An 18353-nucleotide genomic window follows, 5' to 3' on the forward strand; every position below is an offset into this window, starting at 1 on the left:
GTATTCTTTTGTTATTTTGCCGTCAATTTGAAGATTTTAGATTCTGCGGGTTCAAGCGTAACTTCCAGCTTTCCTGAGATTTCCCCTTCTACACCTTCCCATAGGTCCAGCAGCTGGTAAGCAGCTTGAGCATTCAGCCCTGCCCGTTCTAGTGAGAGGGATTTAGGAGCAGATTTCGTGACATCGTAATTGAAGACAGCTATATAAAAGGCATTTTCTTCTGAAGATTCGAGCACAAAAGTATCACAGGATTGCTTGCCGAGGTCCCCTTCTATCGGTCTGAAGGTTTTGCCAAGACGAGCAACATCCATAATGTCCTTATTGCTCAGCCAAGCTTTAGCCCGGGCGGCGGCCTCCTCTTTTCGGAAGTCATCCCCTAGCAGCAGCACCGTTCCCGCGATCACCGAAGCGGTTAGCCGGCTCCGGCCTTCATGCCAGCCCGTAGCTTCCTGGTTATGGCTCTTGTACAGTACGGAATGGTCGGGATCATTGAAACGGTACAATGAATCGCTCATCCACCAGCCATGGGTCAAAGAGTTGAGCATATATTCTGTGTCCTGCAGCGTGCCAAAAACATCACAAGAGACACGCCGGCTATGTGCAAATGCATAAGGGAACAACGGTGCGATGGACAGATTAATAAAGAACGGTCGACCAATAACCTCTGGAGACAGCTTATTCTGCAAGTAGGACATACCGTAGTGATACGCCGCAATGCCCGTCGTAATCTCCGGATTGTGATGCTGGCCTTCCAGTGCGCCATGTGCCAGGAAATCCAGCTTGATATACTCGAATCCTTCCGAAATGAATTTATTTGTATACCAATCTATTCTTTGCAGGTTCCCCGGATGTGTGGGGTCAATGGCTAGCCCTCCATCAACATCCGGCAGAATCTCTCCTTCGCTGTCCCGAAGCAGGATATCGCCATAGGTGTATTTACCGTTCGTACCTTCCACGACATCTCCAAACTGAGTAGGACTTCCCCAGAAAGCGAAAGGGGTCCAGTAAGTTCCCGGTCTATGACCATTCTTCCGCACTAGCTCAAGTGCATTTTTCATCTCTTCTGCTGTGAAATTATCCCAAAAAGCGTCAAAGTTGATGTACAGCGTATCCTCATTCTGGAATCCTAACGGCTGCACTTCTTTTTTCAAAAACTCACTGGTCGACGTATACAAATCATAATCCAGATCAGCCATTGCAGCAGACCAGCTATTCCAGCCAACAGGAACGCCACCCTCCCAAGCCAGCGGAGCTTCAATCCATGTATTGGCCCGTCCGTAAGCTTCAAGACCTTCTCTGTAATCATCATAAAAACCTACGAATACGAGCGGTGACTCCACTCTTTTGCCTTTTACATAACCATGCGGCTGAAAGTCGCGGGTTAATTCACTCACAGCCCCACCGTAAAGATCCAGCTCCTCGATCTGGCCGCTTCGCTCGCTTTTGATACGAATACCCGTTTTCCACACCTTGTGAGTTATGGAACCCATGATAATTCCTCGCCGGCTATCCGGTGCGAACACTGCCGTTACCTCGTAGCTCTCTGTATCCATAGGTGGCTTCACCACTGTATATCTGACCCATTTATCGTTGTCGTAAGGCACACGCAGGATGCTTGGTTCATCCGGTTGACCTGACTCGCCGCCGAGGGATACCGATTTGCTCTGAATGACCGCCATGCGGTTCGCTTTGATATCCTCATCGCTTGCGATCACACTTTGCATCAACACATATGATGATGACTCATAAATATAAAAATGCTGCTCCAGCTGAGGCAGCAGGGATGTTTCATGCACAATCACTAGATGAACACCTTTACCAAAACCTTCACGAACAACCTCTTCCTGCAACTTCAGCACGTGGCTCTGATAGTGTTCAGTATTATATTCCCGGCCCTGCCAGCGAAAGGCGCTGCGAATCCCCTTCACATGTGCAGAAGTCCCGCCGACAACGGATGACTCACCCGTTCCGAGATCAATCTCCAGATTCACCAGGCCATTGGTTACACGGATAAGAGACGTTGTGTCTGTATTCACGTTTACGGTTGTATTACTGTCAGTTAGCATAATTTGCCTCCTTGTTGCTGCATTTTGGACCTTGAAGGCCGCAGTCTCAGTAGCTGTATCCCCCAAGTATGACCTCATTATAAAGAGCGGATAAAGCGTTTTCTATACAACAATCTTCCGATCCATACCGCGATCTAACACATCCTACCTAAACTCTGCTGGTCCTGAAGCTTCATGCTGAAAATGCAAAAAACAGCAGCAGGACCAAACGTTCAGGTCCTACTGCTGTTCATACGCTTATAAAACGGATTATTGCTGATCACCAATGATAAGCTTGTAGGATTGTCCCACGGTTGTAGCGAAACTTACCCTTCCTTCGGCGGAACGTTCACACTGTATATCCTGACTGCCACAGGTTACCTTAAGTGGGGTATCCATGCGGATCACACATTCTGTGCCCAGCAGGGAAGTGATCTGCGCTTCCACTAGCTTGCCGTTGTCCCACTGAATGCTGACTTCAAAGCCACCGCGGGCACGTACACCTGCAACGCTTCCCTCCTGCCATTCATTCGGCAATGCAGGCAGTAGTTCGAGATAGCCGCGGTGAGATTGTAGCAGCATTTCGGCAATCCCGGCGGAGGCTGCAAAGTTGCCATCAATCTGGAACGGCGGATGTGCACCGAGCAGATTGGCATAAACTCCGCCGTGATTATATTGCTCCGACTCCCCGTCCTTCACCAGCCGCAACATGTTAGAGAGCAGACGCAAGGAACGGTTTCCATCCCGGAAGCGGCTCCATAAAGCGACTCTCCAGCCCAGACTCCAGCCTGTGCTTTCATCCCCGCGCCGCTCCAGCGAGGTTCTTGCCGCAGCAAATAGCTCAGGGGTCTCTTCTTCTGACAACTGGCGGCCCGGATAAATTCCAACCAGATGCGAGGTATGTCTGTGGTACATGTCCTCATCCTCAAAATCAGAGGACCATTCCTGCAGTTGCCCGTACTTGCCAACCTGCAGTGGCAATAGACGCTCACGGGTACTTTTCAGCTCTTCACGCAAAGCTTCATCCGTTCCAAGAATCACTGATGCCTCGATACAGTTCGTGAACAACTCCCAGATCAGTGATATATCCATTGTGGCACCCGGACTGACCGCAGCCACACCCTCCGCTGTCCGGAATTTATGCTCTGGTGAAGTGGACGGGGAGGTCACAAGATTACCCTTGCCGTCGTCAATCAGCCAATCCAATGCGAACAGAGCCGCCTCCTTCATGACAGGATAAGCCGAAGTCCGCAAGTATTCAGTATCTCCGCCAAAAGCAAAATGTTCCCAAAGATGCTGGGTCAGCCAGATGCCGCCCATTGGCCAATAGGCCCAGCTTGGATCTCCATCGCCATAATCACCTACCGGTGCAGTGTGTGCCCAAAGATCCGAGTTATGATGAGCTACCCAGCCCCGGGTGCCATAGTTGGTCCGAGCGGTATCCGCCCCTCTCTTCGCCAGATTGCCGACGAAATCCAAAAGTGGCTCATGACATTCTGCCAGATTGCAAATCTCAGCGGGCCAATAGTTCATTTCTGTATTGATATTCAGTGTATAGTTACTGCTCCAAGGCGGACGAGTAGAGGCATTCCATATTCCCTGAAGATTGGCGGCCTGCGTTCCGGGACGCGAGCTTGCGATCAGCAAATAACGTCCGAAATGAAACAGCAGCTCAACTAGACCCGGATCTTGCGCGGAGTAAGTCGTAATCCGCTGCTCGGTTGACATTCCTTCCGGTGCCAGCGGCTTGCCCAGCCGAAGCTTCACCCGATCGAAAAGTGCCCGGTAATCAGTGATATGCGCTTGAAGCAGGCTGGTGTAAGACTTGCCTTGAGCACTTGCCAAGAAGGAAGCTGCAATGGTGGAGGCATCTTTTCCTTCAATTCCCGGGATTAGGTCATACCCGTTAAAACCTGTAGCCGCACTGAAATAAAAGGTTGCCGCTGTCGCACCCAGCAAATGAATCCCACTGCCATCAACCGTTACTTGGCCGTCATCCGCCGTCACGGAGAGTTGTCCTTCGAAAGCCATTCCCTTGCTGCTGCCTAATTCACCGTATTGGATGGGATTGTCGCTCCCGAAATAGCTTGGATCTACATGCTCCGGTGCCGTTCCCGATAGAACAAAGCTGTCACCTTGCGAATAAAGGTTGTGCCGGAGTGGACTTTCCAGCGTGGCATGCACATTCAATGCGCCTGGCACACTTGCGGTCAAACGAAGTACAAGCAACTGATCAGGATGAGAAGCGAACATCTCACGGGCATAAGTAACATTGCCAATCTGATATTCAATGCGATGCAGCGCATTTTCCACATCCAGTGTACGCTGATAAGAATGATAGACGTTGCCATGTTCAAAACGAAGCAATAGATCACCAAAAGGTAAATAAGATTGAGTATACGGCCCCATCATTTCTCTGGTCAGCGTGTCCGCCTCAACATAACGGCCTTCTTGAATCAGCTGTCGCACCTTTGGCAGAACGTTCTTAGCACCGGGATTGTTACCCTCTTTTGGGTATCCTGACCAAAGCGTATCCTCGTTTAGACTAATTTTCTCCTGTTCCACACCACCGAAGATCATACCGCCCAGACGTCCATTCCCAATTGGAAGTCCTTCCGTCCATACATTTGCTGGCTTGTCATATTGAAGTTTCATACGCGCTCTCCTCACCATCTGTCATTTAATAAATTATCAGCAATTTCAACCTCACTGCAGGCATTTAATTCAATCGCATCATCAAGATTCGAAAGACTCGCCTCACCACTGCCTGCCAGAATTCCATTGCACTTAAAGACCAGTCCGCAGGTGCTCTTGGCACTAAGGGCCAACACATCAATACTTTCAAACTTGTTATTCGTGATGACAATTCTCTGGTGAACGGGAGCACGCTTATCTATCTCCACATTCTCCGGCGAAATAAAGATAACCGGATGCTTTTGACTTCCACATTCCAGAAAATGATTGCCGCTGATGATCACATCCTCCACCTTGCCGGATTCATACCAGGACTCAGCATCCACTGCAATCAGAATGGCATTCATATGCATCCGTTCAAAAATGTTACCCTTAATTTCCACTTTGCGCCGGGTTGTCACAAGAATACCGCGGGTGGGTACTCTCGCGAAGTGATTATTAGTGACTTCAACCTCTGGAGTCCAGGTAACATTCTCTATAACATCATGGCTGCCTATATCATCAGGAGCCGGATGAGCCAACGTCAACAAAAGCTCGCGTGGATTTAGCCGCTTCACTTCGACCACTTCATTAGCCGCATAAGTGGTCAATGAACCGGAGCGAACAAATTCAATTTCGTCCCCCGGATAGAAAGCCATGAATCCGTAGGTCTGATGATGCATGAACCGGACCTTTACTACATTCGCCGATGGCTGCTCTACGATCCGCAGATAAGTACCATGGACATTAACGGGATCGTCATGTGAACCGGAAAAATTACTATCGGCAATGATCACCTTTCCCCGGCAGCTAGACATGTGAATAAAGTCCGCAAAGCCTGTGACCGTTCGTCCCGTTTCCGGACGCGGTGAGAGATCCATACGGCGGAAGCTGAGATTCTCGCTGAACTGGCCAACGATGCCAAGTCCATGCAGAAAATGTAGCCCAATATCGCTCAAGGTGATGTTCGAGCTTTCCGTAAAGAATACGCCCACCTGATCACGGATGCCGTCACGGCTTTGTAGAACATGCCCCGGAATAACCTCAGGCTGAAAATTAAAATGCAGACGGAGCTTCATCGGCTCCAGTTCCTCGACAGTGTCTGCCTGCTCCAGCCAGTTATCCATCCGCCAAGTCGTATTGCGCTGCGGATCATAAGTCTGCATTGGGCCTTCAGAAAAGCTCCAGCCCTCACCGATCCAGACCAACTTATCCTCCCTAATCTCATAACGTGAATCGGGATGTACTTGGACATCGAACGAATGGTCACCGCTTTCGGTAATCGTCATCTCCGTCACAGTTGGCCGGGCATAGTCGGTATGTAAATTACGGATCTCCACATTCTTGCAGCCATCCAGCAGGAGCATCGTTTGCTTGCCGTGAAAAATAAATAATGAACCATTGCCTTCCAGCGTTAAATTATATTGTCCCTTCAGCAAAATACCGATGGTCTTAGTGACATCCCTGTTCTCTTCTTCACTGGCAGTATTAGAGATAAAATAAGGTTTGCGGATGGCCTCGTCCGGATAGAAATGATAGCAGCCCTTCGGGCAATCCAGTAGTACTGGACCGGGAATTTCAGCGACAGCCTGTATAGCCCGAACCATGGCTGGCTGCGCGTCTAAACCAGAATCCGGCAGCACTCCATAATCCGTCAGGCGGATTACAGCAGGAGTAGTTAAGGCGTTATTTTCAGCAGAAGTAATCATCGGCACCGCCTTTCTTTTTTTGTAAACGCTTAATATTTGGCAGTATAATCTCTCCGCTTAAAATAATCAATTGTGCAGCAGTTTCAGAATACGCAGACTGGTGCCTTTACTCTGTTCATCCTTCAGCCCCGTAATGCGTACTGAAACATGCAATTCTTGACGTTGTTCCTGGATCGGAAACATGGCGATAATAGGCCGAAAGGCAAGCGGACACCATTCATCGAATAAGTTCACAGCTTTATAAGAACTGCCATTTAGCGAATATTCAAAAATCCCGCTATCCGGTCCGTAGAGCAGCATCAAGCCTGCGCTTTGCCCGGTCACTGTAAAAGAAAAAACAGCCTCCTTGCTATGGGTATACAGATGCTCTGTTCCAAAACGCCAGTTCATCAGCGAATCTCCTGCAGCCAGTTCGCGAAGTTCGTAACCGTTCACAAGATCAGCCGCACGGAAATCAAGCAGGCTGCCGTATTCATAATTTTGCTCCGCCAAAGGTGGAATATCTAAAGAGCTTTCGCTACTCAAATTCGTCTTGTTAGGAACAAGCGCTGTCTCCAGATACTCTCGCAAAAAAGAGGCATACAGCGCATGACCGTCATCATTGGGATGATATCCATCCGGTGCCAGCTTAGTCCACTCCATTTGTTCCGCCTCTAGCTGCGCATAGACTCTAGCTGCAAAATTAACAGAGGGAAGCTTATAATGTTCAGCTACTTCTTCATGGACAGCAATATTAAAGGGATTGCTCCCGGAGAGATTCTTCTCTGCTGCCGTATACAAAAAGCAAATATCAGTGCCCGGTGACAACCGCCTGCATTGGCGAACAATGCCCTCCATCCCTCTAATGGATTCTTCCCGGTCATTGCCGTCATTGACGCTAAATTCAACGAATAACAAATCAACTGTGCCCTGCTGCAGGACATGCTCCTGTAATCGATGAACACCTAAAGTTGAGTTCGTCCCCCCCACTCCTGCATTGATGAAGCGGAACTCCTGATCCGCAAACCGCTCCTGAAGATACTTACCAGTGAGTGCTCTCCAGCTATATGTGTCTGCTTCGGAAGCACCTGCCCCCTCCGTAATTGAGCCGCCTAAAAAGGCAACGGTCACAGTACCTTTTTCCGTAAGCCTGCCGTTAATTTGAGGTAGTCCACGGCGCGGAACTACAAATGAATGATTGCAATGATTCTCGTCTGTCATAACTCAACCTCCATCCACAAAAACCCATATTTTCCCCTGAAATCAAGAAATCAGGTGCGGGGTCTATCATACAGCACCTGATTCTGATTTCAATATTTATTTTTTTGAAGTATCATAAGCCTTTTGTAAAATTTCGAGATAACGGTCAAGCTTCAAGTTCTGCAATCCCTTTACATAAGCGTCCCAGTCCTTGTTCAGATCCTTGTTGCCTGTGATGAATTGCAGCTCATTTTGTTCGATGTAATTTTTCAAATTTGTCTGCAGCAAGCTGGCTTCATCAATCTCACTTGGATCAATCCAGATCGACCAGATGGGGAATAACTCTTTAGGCTCATGACCTTCGTATAGCAGAGTCGCATCATACAGTCTACGTTCATAACCATCAGAAGCAAAGATGTCGGTACCTTGAACGTAAGTATCACGGTATTCTTTAGGCTCATAGAAGTGAGCCATACCACTCCAGCCTGCATTACGTGGTGCTGCGCCTTCTTCACCTGGAATTAGTTTGATCATCGGTTTAACATCTTTCCCCAACGCCACATCGCCTTCGACCGGATCTGTCCAATCGGTTCCCTTCAGGCCAGCTGCGCCATTCGTTTGGCCTTCTGGTGTAAACATATAATCCACCATCTTGATCAGTGTAATTTGTGCTTCTTCACTTGCTTTGTTTGTGATCACGAATTTTGCACCCGGGACTACGCCGCCTCCATCATGAGTCGCATAGGAAATTCCTTGAGGTCCCGAAATCGGAGGCAGCGGGTTGTAATGTGCTGAACGGGTATTCCCCGGGTCGATGTTTACGAAGATCGCTGGGTGCATACCTGCACCTGCGCCTAGAATTTCTGCATCAGCATTTTCACCGATTTTCTTAAAAGCTTCCGCGTTTTGTGTAAAGGCACCCGGATCAATCAAACCTTCGTCAAACAGGGATTTAATATAGGTCAATCCTTCTTTCCACTCCGGAGTAATGGCAGCAGATTGCACCTTTCCATCCTTCATGTTCAGGTAATTACGATCATCATCATAAACAAATGCGTTCATCAAGAAAGGAACGATCCGTACGCCGAACTCCTCGATGGAACCGCTTAGCGGCACTTCATCCGCTTTGCCATTGCCGTTCGGGTCTTGCGTTTTAAAGGCTTTCAGTACATTTTTGAATTCCTCAGTGGTCTTCGGCATCTCCAAGTTAAGCTTTTTCATCCACTCAGTATTCAGCCACATTTTGCTAGGATAGGAACAGTGGAAACATTCTGTATAAGCTACAAGTCCGTAAATGTTTCCATCAGGTGCAGTATTAAGCGTTCTTAGGTCAGAGTTCTTTTCCATGGCTGCTTTAATATTTGGAGCATATTTATCAATCAGATCATTTAGAGGAATGAGTACACCTTGCTTGCCGTATTTCAGTAGATCGGCCTGTGAGAATTGATCAATATAGTGAGTAAGCAGGTAAGCATCCGGATAGTCACCACTCGCCAGTGAGATCTGGCGTTTTTCCTGAGCACCATCCGATGGGTTGATCTGCCAGTTGAATTTGAAATTAAATTTCTCTTCTACATGTTTTGTGAATTTATTGGTCGGAAGGTCGATGCCGGATTCCTGAACTGAGAACACGCTGATCTCAACCGGCTTGCCAGACGAACCCGAACCAGAACCCTGCTGCGTGCTGGATGCGTTATCTGTATTTTTATTTGCACATCCGCTAATTACAACCGTAAATGCCATGACCAGAATTAGTAAAGTAATCAAGCTTTGCTTCTTCAAATATTATCACTCCCTTTTGTAATTTAGCAGGTGATACGATGATACCTTAAGTGTGTACTCCGGGCATACCTCCTTTCCAAAAAAGAGACTCCTAAGATCAACCCTTGACGGAACCAACAAGCATCCCCTGTACAAAATAACGCTGTACGAAAGGATAGATAACAAGTACCGGCAAAGTGGCAATCACAATTAAGGAATACTTCAGCAGCTCGGAAAGCTGTTGTTTCTCGACCAGTTTCCCCACGTCCATGGCTCCACCAGCGCTGTTGTTCTGAATGATGATGCTTCGCAGGACAAGCTGTAAGGGGAACAAATCTGCTGATTTCAGATATATCAGCGCATCGAAATAGGCATTCCATTGACCTACCGCGTACATAAGCACCAACACTGCGAGAATCGGTTTGGATAACGGGAGTACCACGCTCCAGATGAATCTCATATCACTACAGCCGTCGATTTCACTAGCTTCCAAAAGCTCCTCCGGAATCGAGGATTGAAAGAAGGAGCGGGCAATAATGACCTGCCAGACCCAAATGGCGTTCGGAATCAGCAGCGCCCAGCGAGTATCGATCAGATGCATCTCCTTCACTACCAAATAGGTGGGAATTAGCCCCCCACTGAAGATCATGGTGAAGGTAATGATCATCATCAGTGTATTTCGTCCGAAAAAACCTTTTCGAGACAGCGGGTAAGCGATCATGACCGTTAAAGTTATACTAATCAGCGTTCCCGCTGCGGTGTAGAAAATTGAGTTTCCATAACCAGTGATAATCTCAGGCGTATTCAGCAATACTTTGAAACCTTTGAAGGATATATCTACAGGCCAGAGCCAGACACGACCAGAGGTCACGGCTGCCGGACTACTGATTGAGCTGCTGATGATAAAAATAAGCGGATAAAGTACAGCGATTACCACAAGAGTAAGCACGATATAGATTGTGATCAGGAACGCTTTGTCGCCGACGGATTCTTTAATCTTTTTTTGAACTGCTGCTGCCATAGATGAGCTCCTTTCCTACCAGATGCTGTTCTTAGTGATTCTTTTCGCCAGACCGTTTACTGTAAATAAGAGAACCAAGTTGATGATGGAGTTGAACAGGCCCACCGCAGTTGCAAAGCTGTAATTGGCATTCAACAGGCCGACCCGATAGACATAGGTGGCAATGATCTCAGAATTAACGAGGTTAAGCGGGTTCTGTAGCAGGTAGACTTTTTCAAAGCCAATCGCCATTACATTCCCTACATTCAGAATCAAAATGATAACGATGGTTGGCACAATCCCTGGCAAATCGACGTGGCGGATTTTTTGAAACCGCGAGGCTCCATCAACTTTGGCAGCTTCATAAAGTGTTGGGTCTATCCCTGCAAGCGCTGCCAAATATACGACTGCACTGTAGCCCGCTGTCTGCCAAATATCAGACCACACATAAATCGAACGGAACATGCCGGGTTCACCTAGGAAGTTAATAGAATCCAGTCCGAAGAAGTTGAGTGCAATGTTGGCAAAACCGAGCCGAGGGGCCAGAAAGAGCATAACGATTGACACCATGACAACCGTCGAGATGAAATAAGGGGCAAACGATACAAGCTGAACGAATTTCTTAAACCTTCCTCCCCGTACCTCATTAATCATGAGCGCAAGAATAATCGGGATTGGAAAACCCGCCAGCAGCTGATAGCCACTAAGCATAATAGTATTCTTGAGCAGTGTCCAAAACTGCGGATTCTCAAAGAAGAGCTGAAAGTTTTTAAATCCGACCCATGGACTTCCCCATATCCCTTTTATGACGTTATAGTCCTTAAAGGCTAGGACAGTGTTCAGCATCGGATAATACTTGAAGATGATAAAAAACAGCAAAGGCGGAATCACAAGCAGATGTAACTGCCAGTGCTTTTTTATGCTTTTGCGAGCATTTTGTAAGAATACGGGGCCTTTGCTTTTCGGCAACGACTTGCGATGTAATACTAATTCTTTCTCCAGAACAATTCCCCCTAAGCAGATGTCTGTGATTTGTGATAGCGCTTTCTACGGATTGATCATAGATGACTTTTATCTCCAAAAGAAAGGTACACTTGGGTGCTTCAGCGTACAAATCGCCCTATCTGAGGAGCACAAAATAGCAGTAGAACGGCCATTTTTCCGAATTGCAGGGTTGAAATCAGAAAAAAGACTGCATCGTCCAAAGTGGACAGTGCAGCCTTATGTTATGGCATATTTTTTTATTCATCCACAGATTGTCTGTAGGCACTCGGGGAAACACCCATCAACCTTTTGAATGCGCGTCTGAAGGAATGTGAACTGTTGTAGCCCACCCGAACGGCAATCTCATCCACCGTTAATCCGCTCTCTTTGAGCAGGATGATGGCCTGATCCATTCTGACTTTTATCAAATGGTCGGAGAAATTAACACCCGTGACCTCTTTAAACAGCTGGGAAATATATTTTTCCGGCCGCTCCACCTGTTCCGCCACCCGGTAGAGGGTTAGTTCCGTATCCGAGTAGTTTTTTGCTGTGTAGTCCTTAATCTGCTTGATGATTTGAATATGAATATCTTTCTTTTTATTCGCAATGAGTCCGCACAGCTCTTCCATAATGTCAAAAAATTCGTTCTGGATCGTCTCAAGCGACTCTGATGAGCCAATGTCTATGACCCGCCGTTTGACACTCTCGATATCTGAATATTCGGTAAATGCCTTTTGATCCAATAGCTTGAGAAAAGTCCCCTTCATTTCCCCGACAAGCTGGTGCTTCATTTCGATGGATAATTCTCGCTGCTCCATATTCTGGACAATAATCGCACGCACAATCCGTTTGGCTTCCTCTAGCTCTCCGGCTCGAATCGTGCTGATTAACCGTTGCTCCGAATCCAGCGGATAATAATAAGTTGTATTCTCAATTTGAGCTTCACTGCTCCAGATAATCCCTTTTTTATTCATGTAAACAGCATATTCCAGTGCCTGCTTCGATTGATCATACGAAAGGCTAACCTCTGTTACCTCTGTGAATAGATCCCCGAACCCCGCCAGAATGGTAATGCGGTACTCATTAAAGACATTTATAGCGAGCTCCTCCATCGTCTGGGTGATATTCGCTGCTTCCTGTTCCTTGTCAGCTCCTTCTTCCCTAGAAAAGAACAGCGTTACAACTTTATCAGAGCCCATATCCGTCATCAAGACATCCACGCCAAGATCAGCCAAGGTCTGTTTCAGCAGCAGCCGGGAAGCACTCAGCTCGTTCAGAATTTCAACACTGTCCATACCCGCATAACCGTTAATCTGAACAATTCCTACGTAGCCAGTATTCTGATTCATGCTGATATCCGCCTGTTTGGCGGCAGAGATAATTTCATCCCGCGTTTTGAATTCACCGGCAATCAGCCGTTTCAGGAAGGCATCTCGGACCAGAGGAAGCTGGCGGTTAAGCTCGGACTCGAGCAGCTTATTTTTGGTAATCATATCGGCTATATTGCCGCTCAAAAAGTCAAATTCATTTCTCTCCGAGGCTTCTTCTTTGCCGAATTGCTCCTTCATGACACTGAGCATACGGTTGATTGGCGCGCTGTTACGGTAAGCTAATATCAGTCCGGCAATCAAACCGATAATTAGAGTGCCTCCCGTAATTTGTATGGAGATTCTCTTGATTTTGTTAGCATTCTCCATCAAAATATCTTGAGGAATCCCGGTCTGATACACCCAGCCATTGGAATCGGAACGGGTAGTAATCACCAGATCATCCTTGTAAAACTGACTGACCTTGTTCTTATCAAAAGCTGGATCGTCGAGCATTTTGACCATTTTCTGCTCATCACTTCCTTGCAGAACAATCGTATTCCCTTTAGCATCACTAATATGCACCCAACCCCCATATCGCTCGGTCAGGCCTGAAAGCAGGCTGGAAATATTTTTTTCATCAATAATCACTACTGCGACGGCCGGCGAGGAATCATTAAAGCTATCCAAGGGGAGTGACTGCATATAGGTAATGACCGAGGTTTGCATCCCCCTGCTGACAAAATCACTAAGTGGCTTGATCTCGCTGCGGTGGGTTGTCTCAAGCACTTCTTTTCTCCAATCCTGTAACGAAAGATCCTTATAGTTGAAATTAGAATAGTAATGCTCCGGACGATAGGTCGAACCTGGGGTTAGGATAAGATTATAGTTGGCGAGGTAAATATAATAGTTTTGCAAAAAATCATTAGTCTGGCCGAAGGTCAAAACATTCCGCATCGTTTTCCAAATCCCATACACATTCGTCTCATTTTCACTTTCATTCATAAGAACATTTAGCTCCTGGTTGACCGCCAATTGCCTGGTAAAGCCTTCAACCTCCGCCATACGGCGCTCCAATATCTCCTGACTTTTCTGAAGCTGAGTGACTCCATTCTCAATCGAGATGGACTGTGTCACGGAGATCGAGGTTAGATAGGACATGTACCCGCCAATGCTGGGTATGACCAAAATGACCACATAAGAGATTAGAAATTTACGAAAGATATTGGAATATTTCAGCGTAGTTAGCCTCCCTCAATATGACATTTCGATAGCGCTATCATTACCATAGATTAAAACATTTTGCTTCATAGTCAAGGGTTTGAACTCACTTCACCCTTCTGCACCTCTTCAGAAATGGAAAAAAACAGCGATCTACGCCGTTATCACTGCCTTTTATCGGCAATTCCGATATTTTATCTATAGTGCGTGGCCCTCCTGTCATTTAGAAAAAAGGGGCCAGTAACGGCCCCCCTTCTTCAATGCTTTGGCTAGACAATTAGTTCTTCTTCTGATCTCTGGCCTCTGATCCAGATGTAAAGACATGATCCGTCGAAGCTTCTTCAATGTCGCCGAAGGCCCAATGCGTTGCCGGAACATCTGCCCACTGTGGATTTGTTACATTGGTTAGAGGACCTCTGCCCAAAGCCCTATTCATAACCACAACAGCTTCGGCACGAGTAAGCTTGGCATTAGGACGGAAAGTCCCGTCATTATAACCAGTCAAAATGCCCGTACCTTGGGCTTGCAAAATCGCCGCCTGTGCCCAATGTCCATTGATGTCAGAGAAACCGGAGCCCTTCTGCGTCGAATCCGTTCTAAGCAGGGTCACCAGACTGGCCATTTCTGCACGCGTCAATGGTTGATTAGGTTTAAAGGTGCCATCGCTGTAACCCTTCATTAGTCCCATCTTCGCTGCTTTGGTTATGGCATCAGCACCCCAGTAACCAGAAGGCACATCACTGAACACAACCCCTGCTCCAGTAGCTCCCTTCTCAGCAACATTGGCAAGAATCGTTGCCATCTCAGCACGCGTAATTTCGTGCTCCGGCTGGAAGAACCCACCCGGATAACCTTTGATATATGCGGTATGACGGATCGGATTAGACTCGCCATTCCCTGCAGATCCATCCTCATTTCCAGTTGCCGGAGTTGGCGTCGGAGTCAGGGCAGGTGTAGAAGATGGCTGAGCTGGAATGTATGAGCCACCCGAATCCGTTGATGTTGGTGTTGGTGTCGGTGTAAAAGTTGATGTCGGTGTCGGACTTGGCGTTGGTGTCGGAGATACAGCAGGACTCGTTGAAACTGTGAATTTCAATTGATCCGTCAGCATGAAATCACCAGATTTCTTCACAGCTTTAAGCGTGTGTATCCCGCCCTCCAATCCCGAAATACTATAAATTCCCTGACGGGTCAGGCGGCTCTGACTATACGCATTCACGGTTTGGACCCGTTGTCCATCCACATAAATATCCATATCACCTTGCTCTGGACCCATAGGTGTGATCAGGCTGATTCCGGTACCCTTGAAGGTATATTCAAAGAAATCACCGTCCACTGATGTGGAGTGAACATCGTTAAGATAATCTCCCTCCACAGTAAACTTAAGGTTCAGCGTCCCCACTGGCTGTGCAGCAAGATAAGATTTATTCAGTGTAACACGGTTACCTGCTACTGAATAATCAGTCCCGAGAACCAGATCATATAATCCGTTAGTAATACCGGCAAAGCTTTCCGCTTGCTGCAGCAATGTCACCTCAATATCTTCCTGAGCGGAAGCAGCTTTATCAAAGCTGGCAGCGATCGGATTAATCATATTCGGAATTTCTACCTTAAGCATATCCAGGAGCATAAATCTGCCTGATTTCTTCACAACCTTGAGCGTGTGCATTCCATCCGGTAAGCCAGAAATGCTGTAAAGGTTCTGAAGTGACATTTGTCCATGATGATAGGCACTGACGGTTTCCTTAAATTGATCGTCAACATATATATCCATATCACCCTGTGACTCATCTACCTCTGTGAACAGCTGAATCCCCGTTCCTCTGAAGGTATATTCAAAAGAATCACCATTCTGCTCCGTATATTGCACATCGTCTTTATAGTCACCCAATCCTCTGCCACTGCTGCGGTTCCAAGTGCCATTGTACTTAACTGTCGAATCATCGTTATTAATCATCACATAACGAATGCCTGTAGAATCACTAATTTGTATCGACAGGGTCTGTGGATCACCAGTGTTAAAAATGAAAATCAAGTCGGTTGTGCCTGCCGGCTGCTGCGCAAGGTATTGCTTATGAATGGTCAATTTATCATTCGTCACCGTAAAATCGTCTTCCGAAAGTGCCTCGCCATTATTTTCAATACCGCTCAGTGTATTACCATTCAAATTCAGAGTGACAGTAACATCCTCTTGTTGTTCTATTGCTTGGTCGAATCGAGCAGATGTCGGAGTAATGGTACTATTCTGTTCTCCTGCTGGAGTTTCTGTAGTCACCTTAAATGCGTCAAGCAGCATAAAATCACCTGAGCTTTTGACCACTTTAAGCCTGTGAGAGCCGTTAGCCAGTCCTGAGACACTGTACAGATTTTGCTGTACCTCTCTTGATCCAGTTTTATAAGCACTAACGGTCTGTGCAGCCTCATTGTCCAGCGTAATAATCATATCTCCCTGAGATTCATGCTTTTCGGTCAGCAGGTCAATGCCAGTGCCCGTAAAGGTGTACTCAAAGGAATCCCCGTTCTTCTCGGCATAATGCACATCGTCTCTATAATCACCCAATCCTCGAGATGAGTTTACCTGCCATGCGCCATTATATTTAATGCCGCTGTCATTATCATTAATGTAAACTACATTGGTGACCGTTGCCTTGTTCGCAGCAGACGAATTCTCAGACGGGTCAGTCCCATAGTACGTAACATCCGATTGTGAAGCCATCGACGGAGCAGACGAGGAATCCTTGATCGTAATGCTCAAATCTTGCTTTCCTTCTAGCAGTTCTTTGCCGCCATTACGCTTCCAATCCCCGCTGTAGCGCATACCTGTATCATCATCATTGACTGTAGAAGTGCCACCTAATGCTGTAACTTTAAGCATCCGTGACGCATGAGGTTCAAGTATCCCTCCGCTAAATTCCTTCTCAAAGTCTCCCAGCTCAGTGTGACTCCATAAATCGCGAACGGAAGCCGGGCCTTCAAGGCCGAGATCACTCCATTTGACTTTCACCTCCGCACTCCGACTGCCCAGATTGAACAGAGCTACGCTGTAAGTACCATCTCCATTATTGGCATACCAAACCTGCTGCTGGGTATCCATGGATACTGGATGGCCTGGACGTCCTGCCTGATTTACGGCAATTACCTCATCATTGGTAAGCAATTCTAGACCATAGCTGTCCAGCCTAGTCATGTCATTACCTGTATACAGTGGTACGGAAGAGATTGACCAGAATGTCATCGCGGATTTCCGCTCGTCTTTGGTCAGACCATCCATAGAACCGTTACCAACGTTCAGGGAATCAAAATCATTCCAACCCCCAGGACCTGCATCCCTCCACCAAAGTGCTGCTTTGGGGAACAAGCGGGAAATACTCGGCCAGGCTGTCAGCCCACTGCCATCGTAAGCTTCCACATCCCAGTCAATTCGCCAACCGTTGGCATACTTTTTCCAGAAATCCACGTAATTGTGATCGAGCGCCCAGGACAGCTCAAACCAGATGTTATTTCTGTCAAAAGCCTTAGACCATGCCTCAACATCGCCGCGCGCATCACGGCTCAAGTTATCAATCCCCGAGCCAGGAGTCACGCTGTCAAATTTGACGAAATCAATGCCCCACTCGCCAATCATATCGGCAATAGAATCCACATACTTCTGGGCACATGGATTCGTGAAATCAATTTTATAAGTGTAGGAATTCCAATAATCCATAATGGTAAGCGGCTTGGCTGTAATGTCCTGTATGCGGCATTGGCCACCAGTCCCGTAAATCTCAAGATTCCGATTATAGGCATCGATGGATACCCCCGGAATCATATAGATTCCAATTTTCTGTCCATTATTATGAACATAGTCGATGACCTCTTGAAATCCGTTAGGATATAAGGTCTCACTTGGAATCGGTCTGCCGTATTCATCCATGTCGCCATTCCAGCCCGCATCAATATTGATGTATTCATATCCATGGGCTTGCAACTTCTCATGCATAACATCCGATTGTTTCTTAATGCTTTCGGCCGAGGTCCAGTTACCTGCACCGTCGTACACCTGCATGCTGTAACTGCTCCAGCCCATATACGGCTTTTGCGCCATACTTTTCTCTGCTGCTAGTGCCACATTGCCCTGCGTTCCTGTGAAACCGAACTGCGCTGCTGCAATTATAAATACCAACAGGCTCATTCCCAGCTTTTTTCCCATTCGCTTCAAATCATCCTTACCCCCTCATGAAATGTGGTTAAAATTTCTTTGATAGCGCTTTCTTTACGGGATGATCATAAAGGAAGAACGAGTTCCACGATAGGTACATTTCCGCATTTTACGTACAAATAACCCAAAAACAAGGGGACAAATGAACAACGGAACAAACATTATTCCTCCAACACTAGAAACTTAAGGAAGATAATGTGAGCTGGATGTATTTTGAAAATTATTAATAAAGACCCTTTTGACCTTATGTAACGTGATGGAAATCACATGATT

The 18353-nt window shown here is 46.9% G+C and carries 9 protein-coding genes; all 9 read right to left on the reverse strand.

Translation table 11 applies throughout. The features are described 5' to 3' along the window. Positions 1 to 11: 11 nt before the first annotated feature. Positions 12 to 2066, reverse strand: a complete 2055-nt coding sequence (locus NSQ55_RS22375) for an alpha-galactosidase (RefSeq protein WP_339169193.1) — start codon at positions 2064 to 2066, stop codon at positions 12 to 14. 249 nt (positions 2067 to 2315) lie between these two features. After that, positions 2316 to 4700 carry a glycoside hydrolase family 95 protein gene (locus tag NSQ55_RS22380; protein WP_339169194.1) on the reverse strand — a complete coding sequence of 795 codons (2385 nt, stop codon included), beginning with the start codon at positions 4698 to 4700 and terminating at the stop codon, positions 2316 to 2318. Between the two features lie 11 nt (positions 4701 to 4711). Next, on the reverse strand, positions 4712 to 6427 hold the full coding sequence (locus NSQ55_RS22385) for a right-handed parallel beta-helix repeat-containing protein (protein ID WP_339169196.1): 1716 nt from the start codon (positions 6425 to 6427) through the stop codon (positions 4712 to 4714). Positions 6428 to 6493: 66 nt separating this feature from the next. Next, positions 6494 to 7627, reverse strand: a complete 1134-nt coding sequence (locus tag NSQ55_RS22390; protein WP_339169198.1) for an SGNH/GDSL hydrolase family protein — start codon at positions 7625 to 7627, stop codon at positions 6494 to 6496. Between the two features lie 96 nt (positions 7628 to 7723). Beyond that, positions 7724 to 9349, reverse strand: a complete 1626-nt coding sequence (locus NSQ55_RS22395) for an extracellular solute-binding protein (RefSeq protein ID WP_248548610.1) — start codon at positions 9347 to 9349, stop codon at positions 7724 to 7726. Between the two features lie 136 nt (positions 9350 to 9485). Further along, positions 9486 to 10388, reverse strand: a complete 903-nt coding sequence (locus NSQ55_RS22400; protein WP_036683268.1) for a carbohydrate ABC transporter permease — start codon at positions 10386 to 10388, stop codon at positions 9486 to 9488. A 15-nt stretch (positions 10389 to 10403) separates the two neighbouring features. Then, positions 10404 to 11336: an ABC transporter permease subunit gene (locus tag NSQ55_RS22405; RefSeq protein ID WP_248548341.1), complete on the reverse strand. Its 933-nt coding sequence runs from the start codon at positions 11334 to 11336 to the stop codon at positions 10404 to 10406. Positions 11337 to 11608: 272 nt separating this feature from the next. Then, positions 11609 to 13819, reverse strand: a complete 2211-nt coding sequence (locus NSQ55_RS22410; RefSeq protein ID WP_081383363.1) for a helix-turn-helix domain-containing protein — start codon at positions 13817 to 13819, stop codon at positions 11609 to 11611. 337 nt (positions 13820 to 14156) lie between these two features. Beyond that, positions 14157 to 18071: a X2-like carbohydrate binding domain-containing protein gene (locus tag NSQ55_RS22415; RefSeq protein WP_339174578.1), complete on the reverse strand. Its 3915-nt coding sequence runs from the start codon at positions 18069 to 18071 to the stop codon at positions 14157 to 14159. Positions 18072 to 18353 lie beyond the last annotated feature (282 nt).

The sequence above is a fragment of the Paenibacillus sp. FSL H7-0943 genome, assembly GCF_037963265.1.
Classification (GTDB): domain Bacteria; phylum Bacillota; class Bacilli; order Paenibacillales; family Paenibacillaceae; genus Paenibacillus_AQ; species Paenibacillus_AQ odorifer.

Coding starts and splice junctions, on each gene's coding strand:
- NSQ55_RS22410 (WP_081383363.1), bottom strand. CDS start 13,819: ATGTCCTATCTAACCTCGATCTCCGTGACACAGTCCATCTCGATTGAG.
- NSQ55_RS22390 (WP_339169198.1), bottom strand. CDS start 7,627: ATGACAGACGAGAATCATTGCAATCATTCATTTGTAGTTCCGCGCCGT.
- NSQ55_RS22400 (WP_036683268.1), bottom strand. CDS start 10,388: ATGGCAGCAGCAGTTCAAAAAAAGATTAAAGAATCCGTCGGCGACAAA.
- NSQ55_RS22415 (WP_339174578.1), bottom strand. CDS start 18,071: ATGGGAAAAAAGCTGGGAATGAGCCTGTTGGTATTTATAATTGCAGCA.
- NSQ55_RS22380 (WP_339169194.1), bottom strand. CDS start 4,700: ATGAAACTTCAATATGACAAGCCAGCAAATGTATGGACGGAAGGACTT.
- NSQ55_RS22385 (WP_339169196.1), bottom strand. CDS start 6,427: ATGATTACTTCTGCTGAAAATAACGCCTTAACTACTCCTGCTGTAATC.
- NSQ55_RS22395 (WP_248548610.1), bottom strand. CDS start 9,349: ATGGCATTTACGGTTGTAATTAGCGGATGTGCAAATAAAAATACAGAT.
- NSQ55_RS22375 (WP_339169193.1), bottom strand. CDS start 2,066: ATGCTAACTGACAGTAATACAACCGTAAACGTGAATACAGACACAACG.